The organism is Proteus terrae subsp. cibarius (assembly GCF_011045835.1).
GTDB lineage: Bacteria > Pseudomonadota > Gammaproteobacteria > Enterobacterales > Enterobacteriaceae > Proteus > Proteus cibarius.
The window spans coordinates 1,690,323-1,713,599 of record NZ_CP047349.1; the positions used below are offsets into that span (position 1 = coordinate 1,690,323).

General features: G+C 35.9%; 25 protein-coding genes and 1 pseudogene. 11 read left to right on the plus strand and 15 right to left on the minus strand.

Annotated elements, in window-relative coordinates:
* Positions 1–12: 12 nt before the first annotated feature.
* Complete coding sequence (gene ttcA / locus GTH25_RS07930) at positions 13–936, minus strand: tRNA 2-thiocytidine(32) synthetase TtcA (RefSeq protein WP_099659686.1); 924 nt, start codon at positions 934–936, stop codon at positions 13–15.
* A gap of 348 nt (positions 937–1,284) precedes the next feature.
* A complete protein-coding gene (leuE, locus tag GTH25_RS07935) occupies positions 1,285–1,875 on the minus strand; it encodes a leucine efflux protein LeuE (RefSeq protein ID WP_229578441.1) in 591 nt (196 codons plus the stop codon).
* Positions 1,876–2,035: 160 nt separating this feature from the next.
* On the opposite strand from leuE, the gene GTH25_RS07940 reads away from it, so the two are divergent.
* From GTH25_RS07940 to GTH25_RS07970, 7 genes are all read left to right on the plus strand, one after another.
* Complete coding sequence (locus tag GTH25_RS07940) at positions 2,036–2,404, plus strand: hypothetical protein (protein WP_164530472.1); 369 nt, start codon at positions 2,036–2,038, stop codon at positions 2,402–2,404.
* Positions 2,405–2,680: 276 nt separating this feature from the next.
* Positions 2,681–2,983, plus strand: coding sequence for a putative quinol monooxygenase (locus tag GTH25_RS07945; RefSeq protein WP_075672138.1), 303 nt, complete (start codon positions 2,681–2,683; stop codon positions 2,981–2,983).
* A gap of 63 nt (positions 2,984–3,046) precedes the next feature.
* Positions 3,047–3,364: a hypothetical protein gene (locus tag GTH25_RS07950; protein ID WP_099659687.1), complete on the plus strand. Its 318-nt coding sequence runs from the start codon at positions 3,047–3,049 to the stop codon at positions 3,362–3,364.
* Positions 3,365–3,831: 467 nt separating this feature from the next.
* Entirely contained in the window at positions 3,832–4,371 is a 540-nt protein-coding gene (locus GTH25_RS07955; protein ID WP_075672134.1) for an Ail/Lom family outer membrane beta-barrel protein, read from the plus strand.
* A 202-nt stretch (positions 4,372–4,573) separates the two neighbouring features.
* Complete coding sequence (locus GTH25_RS07960; protein ID WP_099659688.1) at positions 4,574–5,029, plus strand: GNAT family N-acetyltransferase; 456 nt, start codon at positions 4,574–4,576, stop codon at positions 5,027–5,029.
* A 171-nt stretch (positions 5,030–5,200) separates the two neighbouring features.
* The gene (locus GTH25_RS07965; RefSeq protein WP_075672130.1) at positions 5,201–5,482 is read left to right on the plus strand and encodes a hypothetical protein; all 282 of its coding nucleotides are present in this window, start codon (positions 5,201–5,203) and stop codon (positions 5,480–5,482) included.
* A gap of 198 nt (positions 5,483–5,680) precedes the next feature.
* Positions 5,681–6,112 carry a carboxymuconolactone decarboxylase family protein gene (locus tag GTH25_RS07970; protein WP_075672128.1) on the plus strand — a complete coding sequence of 144 codons (432 nt, stop codon included), beginning with the start codon at positions 5,681–5,683 and terminating at the stop codon, positions 6,110–6,112.
* An 88-nt stretch (positions 6,113–6,200) separates the two neighbouring features.
* Here GTH25_RS07970 and GTH25_RS07975 read toward each other — a convergent pair whose 3' ends face one another.
* The 3 genes from GTH25_RS07975 to cls all read right to left on the minus strand — a co-directional run bounded on the left by GTH25_RS07975 (position 6,201) and on the right by cls (position 8,359).
* Positions 6,201–6,398, minus strand: a complete 198-nt coding sequence (locus tag GTH25_RS07975) for a hypothetical protein (RefSeq protein ID WP_075672126.1) — start codon at positions 6,396–6,398, stop codon at positions 6,201–6,203.
* Positions 6,399–6,459: 61 nt separating this feature from the next.
* The gene (locus tag GTH25_RS07980; RefSeq protein ID WP_369961051.1) at positions 6,460–6,789 is read right to left on the minus strand and encodes an HI1450 family dsDNA-mimic protein; all 330 of its coding nucleotides are present in this window, start codon (positions 6,787–6,789) and stop codon (positions 6,460–6,462) included.
* Positions 6,790–6,898: 109 nt separating this feature from the next.
* Positions 6,899–8,359 (minus strand): cardiolipin synthase, encoded by a 1,461-nt coding sequence (gene cls / locus GTH25_RS07985; RefSeq protein WP_075672124.1) that lies wholly within the window; start codon positions 8,357–8,359, stop codon positions 6,899–6,901.
* A gap of 305 nt (positions 8,360–8,664) precedes the next feature.
* Between cls and GTH25_RS07990 the strand changes: the two genes are divergently transcribed.
* Complete coding sequence (locus tag GTH25_RS07990) at positions 8,665–8,847, plus strand: YciY family protein (protein WP_036913581.1); 183 nt, start codon at positions 8,665–8,667, stop codon at positions 8,845–8,847.
* Positions 8,848–8,959: 112 nt separating this feature from the next.
* The gene (gene tonB, locus GTH25_RS07995) at positions 8,960–9,679 is read left to right on the plus strand and encodes a TonB system transport protein TonB (RefSeq protein WP_099659689.1); all 720 of its coding nucleotides are present in this window, start codon (positions 8,960–8,962) and stop codon (positions 9,677–9,679) included.
* A 143-nt stretch (positions 9,680–9,822) separates the two neighbouring features.
* Here tonB and yciA read toward each other — a convergent pair whose 3' ends face one another.
* Both yciA and GTH25_RS08005 read right to left on the minus strand, forming a co-directional pair.
* Positions 9,823–10,254, minus strand: coding sequence for an acyl-CoA thioester hydrolase YciA (gene yciA / locus GTH25_RS08000; RefSeq protein WP_006536988.1), 432 nt, complete (start codon positions 10,252–10,254; stop codon positions 9,823–9,825).
* A 372-nt stretch (positions 10,255–10,626) separates the two neighbouring features.
* Positions 10,627–11,175: pseudogene (locus GTH25_RS08005) on the minus strand (septation protein A); the annotation flags it as partial.
* A 309-nt stretch (positions 11,176–11,484) separates the two neighbouring features.
* Between GTH25_RS08005 and GTH25_RS08010 the strand changes: the two are divergent.
* Positions 11,485–13,305, plus strand: a complete 1,821-nt coding sequence (locus GTH25_RS08010) for a SulP family inorganic anion transporter (protein ID WP_223672446.1) — start codon at positions 11,485–11,487, stop codon at positions 13,303–13,305.
* A gap of 116 nt (positions 13,306–13,421) precedes the next feature.
* On the opposite strand, the gene GTH25_RS08015 is transcribed toward GTH25_RS08010, so the two are convergent.
* Positions 13,422–14,195 (minus strand): YciC family protein, encoded by a 774-nt coding sequence (locus GTH25_RS08015; protein ID WP_075672118.1) that lies wholly within the window; start codon positions 14,193–14,195, stop codon positions 13,422–13,424.
* A gap of 435 nt (positions 14,196–14,630) precedes the next feature.
* On the opposite strand from GTH25_RS08015, the gene ompW reads away from it, so the two are divergent.
* The gene (gene ompW / locus GTH25_RS08020) at positions 14,631–15,266 is read left to right on the plus strand and encodes an outer membrane protein OmpW (protein ID WP_164530473.1); all 636 of its coding nucleotides are present in this window, start codon (positions 14,631–14,633) and stop codon (positions 15,264–15,266) included.
* A gap of 676 nt (positions 15,267–15,942) precedes the next feature.
* Here the strand turns inward: ompW and GTH25_RS08025 are convergent.
* The 7 genes from GTH25_RS08025 to GTH25_RS08055 all read right to left on the minus strand — a co-directional run bounded on the left by GTH25_RS08025 (position 15,943) and on the right by GTH25_RS08055 (position 23,099).
* The gene (locus GTH25_RS08025; RefSeq protein WP_006536978.1) at positions 15,943–16,257 is read right to left on the minus strand and encodes a BON domain-containing protein; all 315 of its coding nucleotides are present in this window, start codon (positions 16,255–16,257) and stop codon (positions 15,943–15,945) included.
* A 275-nt stretch (positions 16,258–16,532) separates the two neighbouring features.
* Complete coding sequence (gene trpA, locus GTH25_RS08030) at positions 16,533–17,339, minus strand: tryptophan synthase subunit alpha (protein WP_075672116.1); 807 nt, start codon at positions 17,337–17,339, stop codon at positions 16,533–16,535.
* The gene (gene trpB / locus GTH25_RS08035) at positions 17,339–18,529 is read right to left on the minus strand and encodes a tryptophan synthase subunit beta (protein WP_036937130.1); all 1,191 of its coding nucleotides are present in this window, start codon (positions 18,527–18,529) and stop codon (positions 17,339–17,341) included. Before trpB ends, trpA begins: the two co-directional genes overlap by 1 nt.
* A 39-nt stretch (positions 18,530–18,568) precedes the next feature.
* Positions 18,569–19,924: a bifunctional indole-3-glycerol-phosphate synthase TrpC/phosphoribosylanthranilate isomerase TrpF gene (trpCF, locus tag GTH25_RS08040; RefSeq protein ID WP_075672114.1), complete on the minus strand. Its 1,356-nt coding sequence runs from the start codon at positions 19,922–19,924 to the stop codon at positions 18,569–18,571.
* A gap of 4 nt (positions 19,925–19,928) precedes the next feature.
* Positions 19,929–20,927: an anthranilate phosphoribosyltransferase gene (gene trpD, locus GTH25_RS08045; RefSeq protein WP_075672112.1), complete on the minus strand. Its 999-nt coding sequence runs from the start codon at positions 20,925–20,927 to the stop codon at positions 19,929–19,931.
* Between the two features lies 1 nt (position 20,928).
* Positions 20,929–21,522, minus strand: coding sequence for an aminodeoxychorismate/anthranilate synthase component II (locus tag GTH25_RS08050; RefSeq protein WP_075672110.1), 594 nt, complete (start codon positions 21,520–21,522; stop codon positions 20,929–20,931).
* On the minus strand, positions 21,522–23,099 hold the full coding sequence (locus tag GTH25_RS08055) for an anthranilate synthase component 1 (protein WP_164530474.1): 1,578 nt from the start codon (positions 23,097–23,099) through the stop codon (positions 21,522–21,524). Before GTH25_RS08055 ends, GTH25_RS08050 begins: the two co-directional genes overlap by 1 nt.
* Positions 23,100–23,277: the final 178 nt, after the last annotated feature.

The window sequence follows — 23,277 nt, forward strand, 5'->3', positions numbered from 1 at the left end:
GGAGATAGTGCATTATTTCACTTCAACAATATCGAGTTTATTTTGGCTAAAGTCAGGACGTTCATCATCTTCTTCTTGGAACATCACTGGAACGGTGGGAATATCGTCTTTATCAAAAGCTAAGTCGCCACCATTAATGACTTCATCACCATGTTTGATATTTACAAAATCGAATAATTGAGTATCACATAAATGTGATGGGACAATATTTTGAGTTGCTCTAAACATAGTTTCAATACGACCAGGATAACGTTTATCCCAATCTCTTAGCATCTCTTTAATCACTTGGCGCTGAAGATTAGGTTGTGAGCCACAAAGATTGCATGGAATAATTGGGAATTGTTTAGCTTGCGCGAAACGCTCAATATCTTTTTCACGAGCGTAAGCTAGAGGACGAATAACGATTTGTTTGCCATCATCACTCATTAATTTAGGTGGCATACCTTTAAGCTTGCCACCATAGAACATATTTAAAAATAATGTTTCTAAAATATCATCACGATGGTGTCCTAAAGCAATTTTAGTTGCACCAACTTCTGTTGCTGTGCGATATAAAATACCACGACGTAAACGTGAGCATAAAGAGCAGGTTGTTTTACCTTCAGGAATAATATCTTTAACGATCCCATAGGTATTCTCTTCAACAATTTTATATTCCACACCAAGCTCATTTAAATACTCAGGTAGAATATGCTCAGGGAATCCGGGTTGTTTTTGGTCTAAATTGACTGCAATAAGCGAAAAGCTAATTGGCGCACTTTTTTGCAGATTCATTAAGATAGAAAGTAGCGTGTAGCTATCTTTACCACCAGAAAGGCAGACCATGATTTTATCGCCATCTTCAATCATATTAAAGTCAGCGATAGCTTGCCCAACATCGCGGCGTAAGCGTTTTTGTAGTTTGTTGAAATTATACTGCTCTTTTGGGATGCTCATTTTTTACGGTTCTATATCGTTGCTGATTATTCTGTAACTTGCTAACCAAGGCTTTGTTCTTCGCTGTTTTGATACCTTAATAACATGATAAATCAATAAAATATCTTATAGGCTCAAATGATAAGTTGTGTGAAAAACAAAGTTATTTATGGCAAGAAAATTGATAAGTCAACAATGATACCAGATGGTAGGGTGGTTTCGATATAGATAACTACAGTTAAGCGCTTTCAAGGTGGTAAAAAGTAAGAAGTAATAGCCTTATATAAATAGAATAAGGCTATTAAACTTTTGTATTACTAGGAGATTGGCAATCAGTATAGGACTTAATCAGGCGTCAATTACTAAAATTTAGGATGATAATGTTGCTAATTTAGTCGCAAATCCCATAAAGAAAAGCCCGATAACCCCATTACCTAGTTTAGCGATATTTTTACGTGAGCCGAAGAAGCGAGCAAGGGCGACACCACCAAATATCAGAAAAGAGAGATAGATAAAGCTAAATGCTTCAAGCATGGAAGCCAGAATTAAATAAGATAATCCCGTATGTGCATAATTAAAATCGATAAATTGAACAAAAAATGAGATATAAAATAAAATCGCTTTAGGATTAGTCATACTTAATGTAAGTGCTTTTCTAAAAACGTGTTTCTGTACAGTTGTTGTTTGTTCTGAATGTACTTTTTTGGAGAAAAAAGTTGCATGAATAATTTTTATTCCCAAATAGAGAAGATAAAAAGCACCTAAAAAGCGAACAATAGTAAAGAGTAAAGGAGAGGCTTTTATTACAGATGCAACACCAATAAAGGCGAGGAAAATTAAAATAGCATCACCTAAGAAAACACCAAATGCAGCACGATATCCATCTCGAACACCGCCTGATGCGCTTGTTTTTAGCACATAGAGTGTATTAGGGCCCGGAACAAGAATAATAAAAAACATGCCTGCAAGGTATGTCCAGATATTGAGTACACCAAATTGTTCAAGCCACACGTTAACCCCCAATCTCACTTCTCTGCTTTACTTAATGAATTGCTATTATATAAAGAGAATCCACATTATTTAAACGCATATTTTCACTCATATAGAAGATAAATATTTGATGCTTACTGCTTTCTGGTTAAAACGGTACTTTTTTACCACTTCAATAAATGATTTATACAGTTGGGGATATTGGTTAACACACCACTGTCGTTGTATTTTTGGTGATGATTTGACGCAACATTTTTCGCCATTTGTTCCATCAAGAAAAATTGCTTTAGCAATCAATGGTGATTTTGCTCAAGTTGTAGAGGGATATATTAAGCAAATATACCAAAAAGATCTTCTTATTGAAAAACGTCATATACAAAGAGCCATTGCTCGAAAATTAATTCGCTCAGTGAATATTTTGCGTAGTGAAAAAGATGAATATTGGCCTGAAACACTAAAGGATCACGTAAAAATACTAGAGGCTAATTACTCTGAGTAACATAAAAATATTAATTATCTTTTATCTGAAAGCATAAATCCAAGCGATGATATAGAGGCGTTTATACACAAAGCAAAGCTATTTATGCATTGGTTAGAAATTGAGTGTTTAAAGAAAGATAAAGAGGATATAGCCTGAGATGCTAGAGGAGTTTTGTTGTTTTAAAAAAAGCGCTTTTTTATGTAAATAGGGTAGATCTCTTACGTTAACTAGACTACATTTAACTGTGTTTTTATACAGCATTTTATGTCAATCAATTACGGTAAGGAAAATGCGATGTTAAAAGTGATAGCTGAAGATTTTATTAAAACAGAAGCGATAGAAATTGTTTTACCTCTTTATCGTGAACTTGTTGAGGCGACTAAGAAAGAACCTCTTTGTATTAGCTACAATCTATACGTTGATGAAAAAGATCCTGGTCATTTTGTCTTTGTTGAACAATGGCCTGATCATGCTGCACTTGATGAGCATTGTGCTAGTGAACATTTTCAGCGATTAGTCCCTATGATTAATGCATATACAAAAGCAGAGCCTAAATTTTTACTTATGGCAGATGCTTTTGATGAAAAACAAAAGTAATAAAAAGTGGCTAATTTATAGTGGGTACATTAAATAAGAAAAAGTAAAACAAGAGAGAAGGTGATGTTAGCGAAGTATATATCTCAAGTTGTAAACCAAGAAGATAGCTATCAAATTTTAAGTACCCAGAAACTTTTGGATGACTTAACAGAAATAACCAGAGTAATCCACACTTGGTTATTTCCTGATGGTGTCATTTTGAAATGTACAGAAGAGATAGAAACAGAATACTATGATAATGACGCTCAATGTCCAGAACATTGGATCACTTGGGAAATTGTCGAATCGAATAACAAACCTATCTCTCCTTATAGAAAAGAATTTTTTAATTTATGTCAGCAAAGCTTTTGGTTAAAAATGCAACTTTCTAATAATAAATAAAAAAGAAAGCCACTTTATAAGTGGTTTTTTTATACGTATTAAAATTAATAAAATAACTTATTTCCATACTGTTTTAAATTTTATATTAAATATTAATTAACATTTTATAGACTAAGATAAGTTAATTTGACTTAGTGAGTTTTTTTATCCTAATGATTAAGCATAAATAGAACGACAATAGTGGTTTTAAGAAAATTAAAACTGATGAAAATTAAAATTAGTCTTTTTTTCATAATGTTATGATCTTAATATTTACTTAATAATAGTGAAAAATAAGGTAAGTTTGTTATTGAGAGAAATGGTGTTTTAATTATAACTTTAATCATAAGATTTTCTTTATAAAATATTATTGTTAATGTATTATTTATAAATAAATTTTATTGAGTGTTACACTCAATTTAACAAGAGAGCTAAATTATAATTTAGTTCCATTTGTCTATCCTTTTGTTTTTATATAGAGAATAAAGATGCGTCGTAATTTATTTATTTCAACTTCACTGTTAGCTATTTCTACACTTTCTTTTAATGCACAAGCAGCATTAGATAATACTTTATCTGTGGGTTATGCCCAGACTTCAATTAAAGTTGATGATAAAATGGATGATGATCTTAAAGGAATTAACTTTAAATATAATCATGAATTTGATAATAACTGGGGAGTTATTGGATCACTAACGTATACAAAATTAACTTATAATTATTATGGCCGCTGGGGAAAAATTGGTTCAACTGAAATTGATTATGTTTCATTAACAGCGGGTCCTAGCTACCGTTTTAATGACTATTTTAGTGCGTATGGTTTAATTGGCCTTGGTCATATTAATCAAGAAGATAATTTTTTCTATGATAATGACAATGATAAGTTAAGTAAATCGTCTATGGCTTATGGATTAGGTCTACAAATCAATCCAATTCCAAACGTGGCCATTGATGCATCTTATGAATATTCAAAAATAGATGATGCAAAATTTGGTACTTGGATATTAGGTGTTGGTTACCGTTTCTAGTATTAAGCTGATAAATAATATATTTAAAAGGTCACGTTATGTGGCCTTTTTTGTTTTATATGAATGTAAATACTTATCGCTATATTGGGGATTTTGTCTTATCAAAACTTATTTAATATACACAATATGTGTGTTTTTTCTTTGGGTGGCTTGACTGTTAATAATGGATCTCTAAGATGCAGTATTTTATGGAGAGAGAAGTATGTTAACTATAATAAAAGCAGAGTCTTTGCACTATAATGAAATGATTGCAGTTTGGGAATCATCAGTTAGAGCCACACATACATTTCTATCTGAAGATATCATTTTGTCACTCAAAAAAGATATTGTAGAACAGTATTTTCCTATGCTTAATACCTATATTGCGATAGATGATAATAATGTTATTCACGGGATCTTAGGTACAACAGAAAATAAGTTAGAGATGCTTTTTGTCGATGCGAATTCTAGGGGGAATGGCTGTGGTAAATTGCTTACAACTTTCGCGATAAATACACTACATATTGATGAATTAGATGTAAATGAGCAGAACCCTCAAGCAATTGGTTTTTATTTTTATATTGGGTTTGAGCAAATAGGACGTTCTGAATTAGATGGACAAGGCAATCCTTTCCCATTGTTACATTTAAAATTAAATAAAAATAAGTATAAATACTAAATAAAGAGATATTAAAGGTAAAAAATAGGGAGGAAAATAAAAAAACTCTCTTTTTATCTTATATAAATAACAATTATCCACTTAAATTTGATTTATATCGTAATAACTTCCCTGTTTTAATGAAATAATTTTTTCATAATTAAATAAATTTAACACAACAGTGGCATAGTTATGAACAAAACCTTAATTGTTATTTTATCTTTATTTTTACTACCTGCTTGCTCTGAATCACAAGAAAATAAAGTTATTGAATATTGTATGGATACATTAAATGTCTATAGTAACGTGAGTAAAGATCAATGTTTGTGTTTTTATAATGAAGCGAGTGATAAATTTTCTTCAACGGAAATAGATAGAATGGTCAAATCACCACCCATAAAGCAAGACAGCACACTCACAAGGGAAGGCACAATGTTTTTAACTATTGCTCATTCATCTAAATGTTTTGAGTAACTGTTATTACACGTAATAAGTGACAATAATCTAATAAAGAATAAGTCGTAAATTAAGTCACATATACCGAAGATCATTGCCTCTAAAAGCAAATACCACAAATTTGATAAACCTATCTCTATAAATTGAATATATTATCACTGTTTTTATATACAGTTAGTTGTGGGTTTATCCTTTATTGTGAATTGTGAGGAAATTATGTCAAAGCTTCGCTTATCTTACCCAAAACTAAGCCCTAAAGCTTATGCTGGTTTAATTCAATGTAAAACTGCGCTAGAAGGTAGTTCATTGGATATAACGTTGATTGAACTTGTCTATTTAAGAGTGTCTCAACTTAATGGCTGTGCTTTTTGTTTGGAAATGCATAATAACTCATTGCGTAATCATGGCGTTGATCAAAATAAGTTAGATGCACTAAATGGTTGGCAAGTGAGCGAACGTTTTACTGATAAAGAGCAAGCTGCATTATTATGGGCAGAAGCAGTCAGTAATATTTCAGCAAAAAACACAGATGATAATATTTATCAGCAGGTTAAAGCGTATTTTACAGACATAGAAATGAGTGATCTGACATTGGCAATTGGGTTAATGAATGCCTTTAATCGTATTGCTGTGAGTTTGCGCCAGTAATGAGTATTATCTACGCAAATTATATATCATTAAATTATGATAAAGAGAAAAGCGCCGATAGAGCGCTTTTAATTTTTTAGGTTTAATTTTACCAAAGATATTGCATAAAGGGCAAATAAGCAAAAATTAAAGCAATGAGTATAAATAAGATACGAAATAACATTTTTTGTGTTTTTATTACAGCAAAGAGCATTACGATAATAATAGCTACGCAGATATGCCAATAAAATGCACCAAAGAAAGCTAAGGTAAAAATAGTATCGATAATAAAGTGGCTTTCACTCATTTTATTTCTCGTTGAAATAAAAGTCACCTGCTAAAATCTAAGCAGGTGATGATAAAAGTGATTATGATTTCCAAATAATATGGAACATAGGTTGTAATGGATCGCGACTAATTAGGACACGACCAAAAATATCATCAATATCGGAATCATCGTCTGGAGCAAGACCAATAATTACTTCGCTAAAACGGGCTGATGTGACAGGCAGGCCAACAATAAATTGCCAATCATTACCTAATGGAACCACTTCAGCTGCGCCTCGTTCTTCAAATTGCAGGTTAAACAATAATTGGTCTGCAACATCCAAATTATCCGCTGCTTGAGCTAAAAATAGATCATAAGCTTGTTCTAAAGCGTCGTCTTCACTGATTAAGGTTGGTTCATTCATGGTAATGCCTGTCTATTATTCCAATAATTATCACGTTATTTGTATCGCATTTTTACTAATTTGGCACGGTTATCTGTTGCCCATTCTTAGTAGTCTTTTGATTATAACATTTCTGTTATAGCAGAGGACTAAAGAAATAGCAGATACGCTCTAATACACGATTTAAGAATGGTCGTTTCTCCCATTCATCCATAGTTAATTCTGTCGAGCGAGCAATATAATCATATTGAACAATGCTTAAATCACTGCCAAAACCTTCATCATCAATGACAACGGTAATTTCAAAATTTAACCACAAGCTACGCATATCAAGGTTAACTGAACCCACCATACTGAGTTGTCCATCAACCATCACGCTTTTGCTATGTAATAAACCATCTTCAAATTGGAATATTTTCACACCAGATTCGAGCATTTCTGTAAAGAATGAACGGCTTGCCCAACGTACAAGGAATGAGTCATTGCTGCGAGGAACGATAATACTTACATTAACACCTCGCATCGCTGCGGTTGAGATTGCATGGGCAAGATCATCGCTAGGTACAAAATAAGGTGTTGTCAGTACTAATTCTTTTCTCGCAGAGTAAATAGCTGTAATAAGTGATTGTTGAATTAGCTCATCAGGAAAACCTGGGCCTGAGGCGATGACTTGTGTCGTATGGCCACTTTCTTGTTCACAAGGCATAATATTATCATCAGGAGGAGGGGGTAAATGACGCTCACCAGTTTCCATTTCCCAGTCAAAGGCATAAATCATACCTAATGTGGTCGAAACTGGGCCTTCCATTCTGACCATAATATCAATCCATTGACCAACACCTGAATCTTGTTTGAAATAACGAGGATCAACCATATTCATACTTCCTGTGTAGGAAATATAGTTATCAATCAATACGATTTTTCGGTGTTGACGCAAATCCATGCGGCGTAAGAAGAAACGGAATAAATTAACATGTAGTGATTCAACAAATTCAATACCCGCAGCTCTCATTGCATCAGGGCCATTAGTACGGAAGAAATTCCAACTACCCGCAGAATCAACCATGACTCGGCATTTTACACCACGTTTAGCTGCTCTAATTAAGGCATCGGTTACTTCATCGACTAAACCACCTGATTGCCAAATATAGAAAACCATTTCAATATTGTCACGGGCATTATTAATATCGCGTGTAATTGAATTGAGCGAATCTTCACAGGTGGTTAAAAGTTCAATTTTGTTACCTTTAACACCTTTAATACCTTGGCGTTTAGAGGTTAATTGGAAAAGAGGCGTTGCCACATCGCTCGTACTTGTAGCAAAGATATGCTTACATTTTTTCAAGTCTTCAAGCCATGCAACAACTGAAGGCCACATCTGCTTAGCATGTTCAACACGTCGTTTTCCTAGATGTAATTCACCAAAAGCAAAATACGCAATAACCCCGACTAATGGCAGGATGTAAATGATCAATAGCCATGTCATTGTTGATGTAACAGGTCGTCGGTGCATTAGGACACGAAATGTGACCCCCGCAATTAATAGCCAATAGAAGAAAAAGGTTAGCCAACTTAATACAGTATAAAATGTTGTCATAGTAGAGCTATTTTCCGTTGAAAATGAATTGCATGGATAAGCTAAAGGCAATTTAATAAAAATAGTTCATTATTTTTGTTATTTGCCGAATGTTGTTATTAAATCAGGATTATTATCTCTGTCAAATCTCTTTCTTAAGAGATAAGCATTAAATAAGCAATAAGATACAACTCTTTATTCATTTTATCTTTGTGAGAAATGCTCAAATAATGGATGAAATTTAAGCAAACCATAAATCCCCCCTTGGATCACAAAATGAACGTCTTATAATAGTCCACTTATTCAAAAATATAGGTGCTGATAGAATGAGACACAGTAGGACTGAAGTAGCTCGCTGGCGAATGATGAGACAAGCTATACGTAAACGACGTCGATGGTTAGAAGGGCAATCTCGTCGTAATTTTCGGATTTATAAACTGCGTAAACTTGATACTTCTAGAAAACACAGAGCACTTTTATTTGTCCAACATATAGAATGGAACTCATAATTTCACTTTTTAGTGGCTAATATCAATCATTTTACTAAACGTTATTGAATATGATTGCTATTTGCATTTAAACTAAGGGCATATTTTTTCTTTAGGTGAAATAAGATCAGTTATGCGTTGGAAGCTTTGGGTACTCATATCGCTTTGTCTACATGCCTCACTTGTTGCGGCTGCTATGTTATATGTTGTTGAAGATAAGCCAGTTACACCTGAACCTATCTCTATACAGATGTTGGCATTTGCAGCAGATGAACCGGCTGGCGAACCAGAACCTGTGGTTGAAGAAGTTACTCCTCCAGAACCTGAGCCGGTTGTTGAGCCTGAGCCTGAACCAGAGCCAGAACCTATTCCTGATGTAAAACCTATTATCGAAAAACCAATAGAGAAAAAACCAGAACCTAAACCGAAACCTAAGCCAAAACCAGTGGATAAACCAAAACCGCCTGTTGAGCGACCACAACCTTTAGTTGTTAATAAAGGTAATGATCTCAAAAATCTTAATCCGACGGCAAAGCCAAGTGATAAAGGCGATGAAAAACCGGTTGCAGTGGCAAGTAGTGGGGAAGGTAAAGTACCTAATGCAGTACGCCAAGGTTTACCTGAATATCCACCACGAGCACGAGCGGTAGGTATGGAAGGTACAATCAAAGTTCGCTTTGATGTTGATGCTGATGGAAGAGTCGATAATGTAGAAATTATTTCTGCTGATCCTAAAAACGTGTTTGAGCGAGAAGTAAAAAGAGCCATGCGACAATGGCGCTATGAAAAAATTCCTTATAAAGGAAAAGTGGTTCTGATTGAATTCAAAATGACCGGAATATCAACAAGCTAATTTTTATAAAACTAGCGCTTAAACAGAGCGATATCACTATTTGATACCAGATAAATAAAAGGCACTTTAATAAGTGCCTTTTTTAGTTTCAATTTTTAATGCTTTCACACTATTCGTCATAAGCGAATTGTCGTAATGGTGTTTTATTCCATTGTACTTGTTAGCGTGAAATGTGCTTTACCTTCAGGTAAGCGACGAGCTGAATTGTTCTCATCAACGGCAACGTAGGTAAATACTGCCTCTGTTGCACGATAGCGTTGGCCGACAGGTTCTGTGGCGACTTTCTTAACCCAGACTTCAATATTAACAGTAATTGAAGAGTTACCTGTTTTTAAGCAACGGGCATAGCAACAAACGACATCGCCAACAGCAACAGGTTTAAGAAAGGTAATGCCTGTTACGCTTACAGTAACGACACGACCTAACGCAATTTCTTTCGCTAAAATTGCACCACCGATGTCCATTTGGGACATTAACCAGCCACCGAAAATATCACCATTGGCGTTAGTATCAGCAGGCATGGCAAGAGTACGTAAAACGAGCTCACCATTAGGCAAAGATTGTTGTTCAGTCATGGGTATAAAGTATCTGTAAATAATGTTAAAACCAAAGAGATAATTACTCGTCATACTTCAAGTTGCAGTGTTACTCGTCATACTTTAAGCTGTAGCGTTGTTGACGGCACTCATTCACACTAGTCACATACTTATGTATGCTCCTAGTGACTCATTCGCTTACCGCCTAGCTACAACTTAAATTATTTAAAGTATCTACTGGCTATACTCTAATAGTTGCACTTGAGGTATTTTTAGAGCACATATCTCCCAATAAAATAAAAATGATTATTCAGATTTTGAATGAGCATCGTGTGATGTCGGTTTAGATGCTTGTTTTGTCATATCATCTGATAATTTGTGTTCATTATTTTCTGTAGTTTCGTCTTCAGTTTGTTCTTCTGGTAAACGGTTATTCCAGATATAAACCACACTGGCGATAGTAAAAACAAAGGTCAAAATAGTTAAGCCAAAGACTTTAAAATTAACCCAAGTCTCTTCCGACAAAGAAAATGCCACATAAATATTACCAAGAGCACAAGCAAAAAAGAAAATCACCCATGCAATATTGAGCTTTTTCCAGTTTGCTGGTGGCATTGCAAGCTCTTTGCCTAACATTCTTTCCATTAACGTTTTTGGCGTAAATAACTGCATACCAATTAAAACGATAGCAAAAATGGCATAAATAGCCGTCACTTTCCATTTAATAAAATCGGCAGAATGGAAGAAGATGGTTAATGAACCAAAAATAGTGACCACAATGGCGGTAATGAGTGGCGCTTTCTCAACTTTATGGAAAATAAGCCATGTCAAGCCGACTGAGATCCACGTCGCGATAATTAATGCACCTGAAGCATAGAAAATATCTTGCCATTTATAGAAGATAAAAAACACTAATAGTGGAGCAAAATCAAGTAATTGCTTAAGCCAGCCATTTTTCATAACAGATAGGAACCTATGGTAATTAAATTCATAAACTTGGCTATTCTAATGCAAAGCGACAGAAAATGGGTAAACAATTGCATATCTTTAACGACAGAGTGTTAATTTATACAAAAAACGTTATTTTTATCTTAAATAACTCAATGAAAAATCAACGTAATTGCATTTATGTAAAATTAAAACTCAAGCTTGAGTTATGAAAGAGGATTTAAATATTGCTCTAGTATATGATTCATTAACTCATCATTATCACTCGCCGCTTTTTGATGAATGCATAAATAAAAAAGTATTTCTGATAAGAGGAAATCAATGAACGGAAAAAGAATAATAAAATGGATGCCAGGACTAGGCTTATTATTTAACTATAAGCGCGAATATTTTGGCTATGACTTAAAAGCAGGGCTTTCGGTTGCTGCCGTTGCGCTACCTGTTGCCATTGCTTATACCGAATTATTAGGCATTAATGCTATTGTTGGATTATATGCCTGTATTTTCCCCATGATTATTTATGCATTATTTGGTACTTCTCGCCAATTAATTACAGGGCCTGATGCTGCAACATGCGCCGTTATTGCTGCGGTCGTTATTCCATTATCTGCTGGTGATGAAAATACACGATGGCAACTTGCAATTATCATGACAGCCATGACGGGTTTTTGGTGTATTTTAGCCAGCCATTTTCGATTAGGGGCTTTTACGGATTTTCTGTCTCGTCCGATCCTTCAAGGGCTATTAAATGGTGTTGCGATCACCATTATGGTGGGACAAATTAGTAAAGTATTTGGTTTTGAAACTTCCCCAGATCATTTAATCGAAAAACTAATTGAAGTCCCATTTCGATTAATGGATGCACATTTACCCACGGTATTGATGTCTGGGATAACACTCGCCTTATTATTGGGTATTCGCTATTTTCGTAGCCGATGGCCGGCACCATTAATTGCTATGGTTGTGATGACTTACCTTAGCTGGCAATTTGATTTAGCCAGCTATGGTATTGCTATTGTGAATAAAGAAGCGGGAAATGTTGATCTCTTTCTACCCGTTGTATCAATGAGTGGGTTTCATCCTGGTGTATTACGAGAATTATTGGTCCCATCCATAAACTTGGCTGTCATTAGCTTTGTGAGTTTTATGATGACAGCCCGCAGTTTTGCTAGCAAAAATGGTTATGATGTTGATGCGGACCAAGAATTAAAAGCATTAGGTATCGCTAATATTGCGGCAGCGCTTTCTCAAGGATTTGCTGTAAGTGCAGCAAGTAGCCGTACCGCAGTCAATGATTCTGTTGGTGGTAAAACACAATTAGTTTCTATTATCGCAGCACTAGTCATTCTGCTAGTGCTATTATTTATGACTGATTTTCTTGCCTATATTCCATTATCTTCACTTGGAATTGTGTTGATCGTCTCTTCATGGTCATTGCTGAGTATTCGTCATATTTGGTCTTATCGCAAACGTAATAAACAAGCATTCACATTGGCATCATTCACCTTATTAGCTGTGTTATTGGCAGGACTAATTAATGGTATCGGCTTTGCGGTTTTATTAGGTTTATTACAATTTTTACGTATTGTTTTTCGTCCGAGCGATCAATTGTTGGGTGTTGATGAACAAGGAATGGTTCACTCAATGAATAAGGATAATGGTATTGAGCCTATCGATGGCTTAATGATGTACCGTTTTAATTCACCACTCACTTATTTTAATGTGGGTTATTTTAAAAAACGGGTGCTTCAACTTGTTGATAGTGCACCTCAACGACCAGCATGGTTAGCCGTAGATGCGGCTGTAAGCTTTACCTATGACGATGTCAGCGTGTTTGCTGCTATTGATGAACTAATACGAGAATTGCGAATAAAAGGCGTGAAATTGGTTTTAGCAGGGCGCAGAACCGAACTAAATCGTTGGATTGAACGTAATAGAATTTCACTAAATGAAGATGACTTAATTATCGCTCCCGATCTCTATTTTGTGATCCGGCTTTATCAAAGCCGACAGCAGATCAAAGAAAAACAGAAAGAAGCAAGAAAAGAGGCATTAAAGCAAGAAGCTGGAAGCCAAGAAACAGAAAATAACGAAGAAGCGATATTAAAAGTACCAATTAAGGGAAATACACCAACACCTTAAGTGTTTTGGCTAAGTTTTACGAGTAGTAGTAAAAAGCAAAATCCCGTGATAAGTCGCTAGCTTATACACGGGATTTTTTATTGATAAATTTTGTGAGTAGTTAGATGTTGTATGAATTAACGTGTTTGTTGCGTTGTGTATTTGTTTTCAACCAACATAAACAAACGAAATAGGTAAATAATCATCCATGCTGAAGCCATATTTTTCAGAAAATAAAATAAGAAGTTATGGATAAGATCAGGCAGTTGAATTGTAAGATTACTCACAAAACCAATACCAAACTGCAATAAGATCCAAATACCTAAAGCAGGAATAAGTAATCCAGACTCACTAAATCCAACCTTCCAACCTAAACGTATTGCACTTCCCATATTTTGTTGGCGTACTAAGACAACGGGCGCTAATGCAAAACCGATTAGCAAAATGATGCCAGGAATAATCATCACCATAAAACCAGCGCTAATTAAAATAGAGCACAGAACAATCAGTAAAAACATTTTTGGTAAGCGAGGTAAACATGCGTTAAATGTTTGACCAAGGGTAACGTTGTGACCTGCAGAGATTGCCATAGCGAACATCAATAAGATTAGCACCAAGATGCTTTGCTGTAGTGTTTCAAATGCATACAGTGATAACACTTTTTTGGCGATACCCACGACACTGTTTGACATTGCTTCTAATTCAGCCGAAGAAGCAGAAGAAAGCTGTGTATTTTTAAAATTAGCCACAAATTCAATCATCAATTGGTATTCTTGAGGATTAGGGCCAACTAAGACATGAACTATCGCTAAAACAACAGCAAGGATAGCGGAAAGGGTAACAATGCTACGTCGTTCATTCTTATAAAAATTCAGACTGTCTCGGTAGATTGTGCGTGCCGTGGTAGGCATGAAACTGCTCCTATAAAGAATAGACTGTGTCAATGCGCGCTATTGTACCTTTTACAACAGCAAAAAGGGATATTTTCTCTTACTTCTCTTATTTGGTTTTTTTCTTGCTATGGCTCATCAAAATAATCTCAACATTTAAAATAAAACAAACATTATATTAACACAAAAATAACTTTATTTTTAAATACATCTTTTTAGGATGTTTTTTTATTCAAAAAGTATTACTAAGAATAAATTTAATTATAAGAAAAAATTGTATTAATAGGTAATTTGATGTGGATCAATTATAAATAATCGCATTGATAAATAATAAAAAGAGAAATAACACTTTCTGCAAAAATAATTCCAAAGTTGTGATCGGTATTAGATCATAATTATCAATAAATGGTTATATTTTTAGCGGAGATTTTACTTATTACAGGAATGGGTTAAATAATGAAAAAACTTTCTGCGCTTATTTTAGCGGCTGCAACTCTTGCGCCTTCTATTTCTTTCGCTCACCAAGCAGGTGATTTCTTATTCCGTGCTGGTACTGCAACAGTTCGTCCTAATGCAGGCTCTGATAATGTATTAGGTATTGGACATTTTGAAGCTAATAATAACACCCAATTAGGTTTAACCTTTGGGTATATGATCACTGATAATATTGGTGTTGAATTATTAGCAGCTACTCCTTTTGAGCACAAAGTATCATTAACAAACTTTGGTGAGATTGCGACTGTTAAACATTTACCACCAACATTAATGGCACAATATTACTTCGGTAATGGTGAAGACAAACTACGTCCTTATTTAAGTGCAGGTCTTAACTTTACTACATTCTTTGATGAGAAATTTAATTCAGCGGGTAAAGGCGCTGGTTTATCTGACTTAGATCTCAAGGATTCATGGGGCTTTGCAGCACAAGCAGGTTTAGATTATAACCTTGATAAAAACTGGATGCTGAATGCGTCTGTTTGGTGGATGAATATCGAAACTGATGTTAAATTTAAAGCTGGTGAAGACAGACAATCAATCAGCACACGCCTAGACCCATTTGTATTTATGTTTGGTGTGGGTTACCGTTTCTAATTATTCTTTCTTTAAAAGAATATCTCATAATGAAAAGCGAAGATTATCTTCGCTTTTTTTATGTTTTAAATTCGAATAAAGCCTTTCATTTTTAGATTATATAAAGCCTCTAGTTTATTGTTAAATACACTATTTATGAGTAATTAAAAATAGAGATAAATAGAAAAAGATGTATTTTAAATAAAACATTTAATATTAGAATAGCAATAAAGATGTATTTAATATATATCTTTTGTTTTACGCTTTTTAAATAAGATAAAGAAGCGTATTTTTTTTATTAAAAAATAACGAGGTTTTAATAAAGAAAAAAAAGTATTAAATAGATGTATTTAAAATGCACTTTTAATTTGATTTTAGAAAAAGTACTTTATCTATCAAGAGATAGAAAGAAGTAAAAGAAGAATAAAAGAGGTTTAAGATAGGGCATGTTTATAAAAACATGAAGATCAAATTTCAATCAGTAAATGATTAATTATTCTTTTGTATTGCTCTTTTTGTGAACGGTTATTAATGCTAGGTAAAAATAACCTGTTTTTAATCCATTGGCGTTTTTTATAAAAATTGATCTACTTTATGATAAAAGCGAATGCTGAGAGTGAAATACTTGGCAAAAAAAAGACCACCGAAAAGGTGGTCTAAAAAGTAAGGCTAAAGGAAGACTAGAATAAAGAGGAGATCAGCGAATAACCATTGAGTTGATAACGCCTTTTACACCTGTTACTTTGCGTGTCGTTTCAATGGCACGATTAGCATCCGCTTGAGAAGAGACGAAACCACTTAGTTGAACTTTACCTTTAAATGTCTCGACGCTAATTTGTGTTGAGTTAAGATTTTTTTCACCTATTAGTGCAGTCTTAACTTTGGTGGTGATCACGGAGTCATCAAAATAACCTCCTGTACCTTCTGATGTTGCAGTAGGTGAACATGCAGATAAGGTAAACGCCATAAGTAACGCCGCCATAACAGCGGATATTTTTGCCCATAGTTTCATCATAAAACTCCTTTTAATCACATTATTGATTGAGTATTTCTGAAAAGAAAATATAAAGCACTTTATAAAGTATGTGCAAAAAACAGAATTTTGCCAAATTTTTATCAGTACAGTTCAAGACTCTTGAAATAAGAGAAGAGGGAATATTGCACCATTTTATGCGGGTTAAGTAGCAAAATAGGTAATAAAAAGCGTGAGTTAATCAATATGGATTTCAGAGTAATCCGCTTAGAAAAATAGCAGGCTATTCTTCTAAAGCGGATCAAATAGAAAGGTTAGGCAATGGTTGCCGCTTTCATTTCTTTAACAAATTGAATCAGAGCTTTAAGCATGATATCTGGCTGGTGTAGGTTCTTCTCAATAATTTGCACAACCGCTGAGCCTGAAATTGCGCCAGCCGCGCCATTTGCAATAGCTTCTTTTACTTGTTTAGGCTCTGAAATTCCAAACCCTTGTAATGCCGGAGGGGCATTATAGGTTTTTAGTTTGTCAGTAATATGTGTCAGCGATTGTTCTGCGCGTTTATCTGTACCCGTTACACCGGCTCTTGATAGCAGATAGGTATAACCTTTGCCTGATGTTGCTAATTCTTGTAAAAGTTCATCATCAGCATTGGGTGGGCAAATAAAAATAGGGCTTATATTGGCACGTTGTGCTGCTTCTCGGAACTCTTTTGATTCACGCAGAGGTACATCACCAATTAAGACGGAATCCACACCTGCCAGCTCACATTTACTATAAAAATTATCAATGCCATTACTAAAAACGAGGTTAGCATAAACTAATAGGCCAATAGGGATATTAGGATGTTTTTTACGTACACTTGCTAAAAGTGCAAAGCAATCAGTAGGGGTTACACCTACATTTAGTGCTCGTAAATTAGCGCCTTGAATGGTAGGGCCATCAGCAAGTGGATCGGAAAAGGGAATACCAATTTCTAATGCATCTGCGCCACCTTCAATTAACGCATCAATTATTTGTAATGACAGATCAGGAGAAGGATCACCTAATGTGACAAAAGGAACGAATGCGCCTTGTTGTTTTTGTGCTAGTGCTTCAAAGCATACTTGATAACGGCTCATTAGATTTCTCCTCTTGCTGCTAAAATATCGTTTACAGTAAAAATATCTTTATCGCCACGACCGGATAAGTTCACGATTAATAACTGTTCTTTATCAGGGTTTTGTGCAATTAATTTCAGTGCATAAGCCAATGCATGAGAAGATTCTAAAGCCGGGATGATCCCTTCACGGCGAGAAAGTGCTTTGAATGCTTCAATGGCTTCATCATCGGTAACAGAAACATAATCAGCACGACCAATGCTATTTAAATGTGCGTGCTGAGGCCCGACAGATGGAAAATCAAGACCTGCTGAAATTGAATATGACTCTTCAATTTGTCCTTCATCTGTCTGCATTATTGGGGATTTCATACCAAAATAGATCCCTAATTTACCATGTTTCAGTGGTGCGCCATGCTCACCGGTTTCAATACCTTTACCTGCAGGTTCAACACCAATCAATTGCACTGAAGTTTCAGGAATAAAGGAAGCAAATAAACCGATAGCATTAGAGCCTCCGCCAATACAAGCGATAGCTGCATCCGGTAGACGACCTTCACGCTCTAGAATTTGTGCTTTGGCTTCATCACCAATCATACGTTGAAACTCACGGACAATTGTTGGATAAGGATGAGGGCCTGCCGCTGTTCCTAACAAGTAGTGCGCACGATCGTAACAACCAGACCAGTCACGTAAAGCCTCATTACAGGCATCTTTTAAGGTAGATGAACCACTGTGAACAGGAATAACCTCCGCACCCATTAAGCGCATACGAAATACGTTAGGTGATTGACGTTCGACGTCTTTCGCACCCATATAGATACGGCATTTCATATTAAGCAGTGCGCAGGCTAAAGCGGTTGCAACACCATGTTGGCCTGCTCCTGTTTCTGCAATAATTTCAGTTTTACCCATACGTTTTGCTAGTAAGGCTTGACCTAATACTTGGTTAGTTTTGTGAGCACCACCATGCAGTAAATCTTCACGTTTTAGATATAAACGGGTTCGAGTGCCTTCTGTTAAATTACGGCAAAGCGTTAATGCCGTTGGTCTGCCTGCATAATTTTTTAATAAATCTTGGAATTCTTGCTGAAATGACGGATCGTTTTGTGCATCAATAAAAGCTTGTTCGAGTTGATCCAATGCAGGAATTAAGATTTCAGGTACATATTGGCCACCAAATTCACCAAAGTAGGGGTTAAGTTTTCTCATTGTGATGTCATCCTGTTTAAAATTTTATTTTTGTGAGATTTAGCTTAGCTGTAATTGTGCAAATACCTGATTCAGGCGTTGTATATCTTTTATGCCAGGAGCCGATTCTACTCCAGAGTTAAAATCAAGCCCGATACAGCCTGTTTTAACCGCATCTAAACAGTTTTCACTGTTAAGACCACCTGCAAGTAATGCTTTTTCACGTAATGTATTAGGAATTTTTTGCCAATTAAATGTTGTTCCTGTGCCACCTGTTCCGTTATCAAGTACATATTTATTAACGAGTGCAACGGGGTGAATATCAGTATGGTTTGCCATATTTATCGCTTGCCAAATTTCACAATTAGGTTGGATTTTCTGGTGAAGTTGTTCAATAAATTGCGCATCTTCTTGTCCATGTAATTGAATGGCAGATAAATTAAGTTTTTCGGCATAGTCACAAATAAGCTCAATAGGTTGATTTTGAAACACGCCCACAAACGCTAAGGGAGCTTGTGCTATTAACTCTTTCGCTTGTGACAACGTCACCTTACGCGGGGATTTTTCTGCGAAAATCAACCCTGCATAATAAGCACCTGCTTGATAAACCGCTTTTACATCTTGTGTACGAGTTAACCCGCACACTTTATGCTTTCCCAAAACGAGTGCTCTCACTGCTTGGTCGATATTGTCTTGTGACATTAAAGCACTGCCTACCAGAAAACCATTAGCATATTGGCTTAGCTCTTGAACTTGCTGGTGGGTATGAATACCTGACTCACTGATCACGATTGAATCTTTGGGCAATCCTTGGCTTAACTGCTGGGTACGAGCTAAATCGATAGAGAGATCACGCAAATCACGATTGTTAATACCGATGACTTTGGCATTAAGATTGATGGCACGCTGACGCTCTTCTTCTGTGCTTACTTCGGTTAATACACCCATATTTAATTGATGAGCAACGGCTGATAGCGCACGATATTGCTCATCATCTAAGACAGAAAGCATTAATAAAATGGCATCTGCTTGATAAAAACGCGCTAAATAGATTTGGTATTCATCAATAATAAAGTCTTTACATAAAACGGGTTGATGAACTGCTTGGCTGACTTGACGTAAATAATCAAAGCTCCCTTGGAAATACTTTTCATCAGTTAATACAGAAATGGCAGCTGCATAAGGCTGATAAATTTTTGCAATCGTCGCAGGATCAAAATCAGCACGAATTAAACCTTTTGAGGGTGATGCTTTTTTACACTCTAAAATAAAAACAGTATTAGGCTGAGTTAATGCCTGATAAAACGAACGTGTTGATGGCACTATTTGTTGCACAAATTCTGATAATGGTTGGTTTGTTTTACGTGCAATCAGATATTCAGCTTTATCTTTTACAATGGCGTTTAATACAGTCATGCTCTTATCCTCTTGTTGCTAATGCAGTGACACGATTTATTGCTTTACCGCTATAAATGGCGTGCATAGCAACTTCAGTATTCATTTTTAAATCCTCTTGCCCATGTAAACGCATTAATAAAGCGACATTAGCTGCGACAGATTCGGTATGTGCTCTTTTTCCTTCACCTTGTAGTAAATCTGCTAATAATTGACGGTTTACTTCAGGTGTACCACCTTCTAGATCAGTAATGGCACAAGGGCGAAGACCAAAATCACTTGGTGTGAGTTCATAACGTGTAATTTCACCATTACGTAATTCAGCGACTTGAGTAGGCGCATGTAATGAAACTTCATCCATTCCGCCACTGTGAACAACGGCAGCACGCTCATAACCTAAAACTTTTAACGTATCTGCGATAGGCATCAATAACTCTGGGCTATATACACCAATTAATGCTAATGGTGGGCGAGCAGGGTTAATTAAAGGGCCTAATACATTAAATAATGTGCGTGTTTTCAGTTGTTGGCGAACAGGTGCGGCAAAACGAAAACCACTGTGATATTGAGGTGCAAATAAAAAGCATAGACCCACTTCATCCAATAATTGGCGTGCATCATCAGCACTTCTGTCTAAAGGGATACCAAAAGCCGCTAATAAATCAGAAGAGCCGGAGCGACTAGATACGCTACGATTACCGTGTTTCGCCACTTTGATACCGACTTCAGCCGCAACAAATGCGCTTGCTGTTGAAATATTAATACTATTGGCACCATCTCCCCCAGTACCGACAATATCGCAAAAAGTGTAATCAGGGCGAGGAAAAGGTTGTGCATTTTCAAGTAATGCCCGCGCTGCGCCAGCGATTTCTTGAGGATGTTCACCGCGCATTTTCATGCTGATCAAAACTGCCGCTAATTGTGATTCCGTTAACTCGCCACGAATAATGGCGCTAAACAGTGTTTGACTTTCTTCTAATGTTAACTGTTGTGCGCTAAATAATTTATTGAAGATAGTTTCCATTTTATGCGTCTCCTTTAGGAGTTAATGCCCATGCGATTGTTTGTTCTAAAAGTTGTGCGCCTTTTGTGGTTAAAATTGATTCTGGGTGAAACTGAAAACCACAAGTTTTATGTTGACGGTGACGCACCGCCATAACAGTGTTATCGCACCACGCATTAATAATGAGCTGTTCTGGAACTTGTTCTCCTGAAAGCGAATGGTAACGAGCTACGGGTAAAGGGTTAGACAAATTCACAAACATTTCGCTGTTATCGTGCTCAGCTAATGTCGCTTTGCCGTGTAAGATCTCTCCACATGAAGAAACTTTGCCGCCGTAAGCCTCAATAATGGCTTGATGACCTAAGCAAATTCCAATCACAGGTAATGTGCCTAATACACGTTTTAACAGTTCAGGCATACAACCTGCTTGTGAAGGTGTTCCTGGACCAGGAGATAACAATAAGATCGGGTTATCAAGCTCACGTAGCTTTTGTTCAATAAAATCGGCTGTGACGCTATTGCGATAAATCACAACGTTATTGCCAAGGCTACGTAATTGATCGACAAGGTTATAAGTAAATGAGTCGATGTTATCGAGCAGTAAGATAGTCGCCATTAGCAAGCCTCCTGCTGTTGTGTATCAGTATGAGCTTGTAAAATAGCGTTGATTACCGCTTGTGATTTATTACGTGTTTCTTCAGCTTCCATTTGAGGGTCTGAATCAAGCACAATTCCAGCACCAACTTGAATAGTTGCAATATTATTTTCAACATAAGCAGAGCGAATAACTATGCAAGTATCAAAATCACCTGCACCAGTAAAATAGCCGATGGCGCCACCGTAACTACCACGTTTTGTTTTTTCATAACGAGCAATTAATTGCATTGCACTAACTTTTGGTGCACCTGACAACGTTCCCATATTCATACATGCTTGATAAGCATGGAAAATATCAAAGTCATCACGTAGTTTGCCTACGACCCTTGAAACTAAGTGCATTACAAAAGCGTAACGGTCAACTTTTGTTAATTCTGCGACATAACGGCTACCTGCTTGGCAAATACGTGCCAAATCATTACGCGCTAAATCGACTAACATTAAATGCTCAGAAAGCTCTTTCGTATCAGTGCGCATTTCAAGTTCAATTCGACTGTCTAAATCTGTATTAATCGAACCATCTGCATTACGTCCTCTTGGGCGAGTTCCTGCAATTGGGTAGATTTCAATTTGTCGATCGCTTGTTTGATATTTCAATGCACTTTCTGGTGATGCACCAAATACTGTGAATAAGGCATCTTGCATATAGAACAAATAAGGGCTTGGATTTTTCTCTTTCAACACTTGATAAGCGGCAAGTGGTGAAGGGCATGCAACTTGAAAGCGACGTGATGGAACAACTTGGAAAATATCACCACGACGAATATAGGTTTTCATTGCTTCAACGATATCGCCATAACCTTTATCATCCATATTGTCTTGTATTGTTGATTCTGCTGCTGTTAAAGCACGGCGAATAGGATGCTTTAATGGTTGCTTGGCCAGTGAAATTAATTCGGTTTGTCGCGAAGTGAGGCGTTGACACTCGGTTTTATCATCAGTAAAAGCAATAGAAATTAACTGACTATCTTTATTCTGATGATCAATCACAATTAATTGTTCTGCTAAGTAAAAGCAGTAGTCAGGGCATGAAAAAATGGTGTCTAATTCAGGAATAGGTTCAAATCCACTGACTAAATCGTAAGCAAATAAACCACCAACAAAAATAGCATTAGCATCTTTAGTGTCTTTATTAGCAAGAAAGAAGCGTAAAGCATCAAATACGCTGGCTGATTTTAATTTGCTTTCTTCATCAATATTTTGTGCAGGTGCTGAAAAGGTAAAAACACACTGTTTATCGCTCTCTTGTGTTAAGAAAGCTTTTTCTTTTAGTGCGATTTTTAATGCAGGTAATAAAGCTTGTCCATTAACGCTTAATGCATCAATAGTGACTTGATTTTTTACTGCACTGATACGTAATGCGCTATCAACAATTAACAAACTTTTTAAGTTTGCTTTCGTGTCAACTTGTGCAGATTCTAACAACAGTGTGTGATGTTTGTTTTCACATAATGTATTGAAAAGTAAAGCTGGTTCGCTGTGGTAAGGCAGTGGCGTTGCCTTGGTGTTAAATGAGAATGCAAGTGATGTATTCATTATTATCGCTCTATATTATTTTTTACTAACCATTTTTAATGCATAAAAAAACCCGCGTAGGCGGGTTTTAGATATCACTGACGTAAAGCCGGAGATCAAACCGCCCATAAAAGAGTATTGCGCCACCAAAGAGCGATAAGACGTTGATTGATATTCATAAGATCTCCTTACAGCTAAC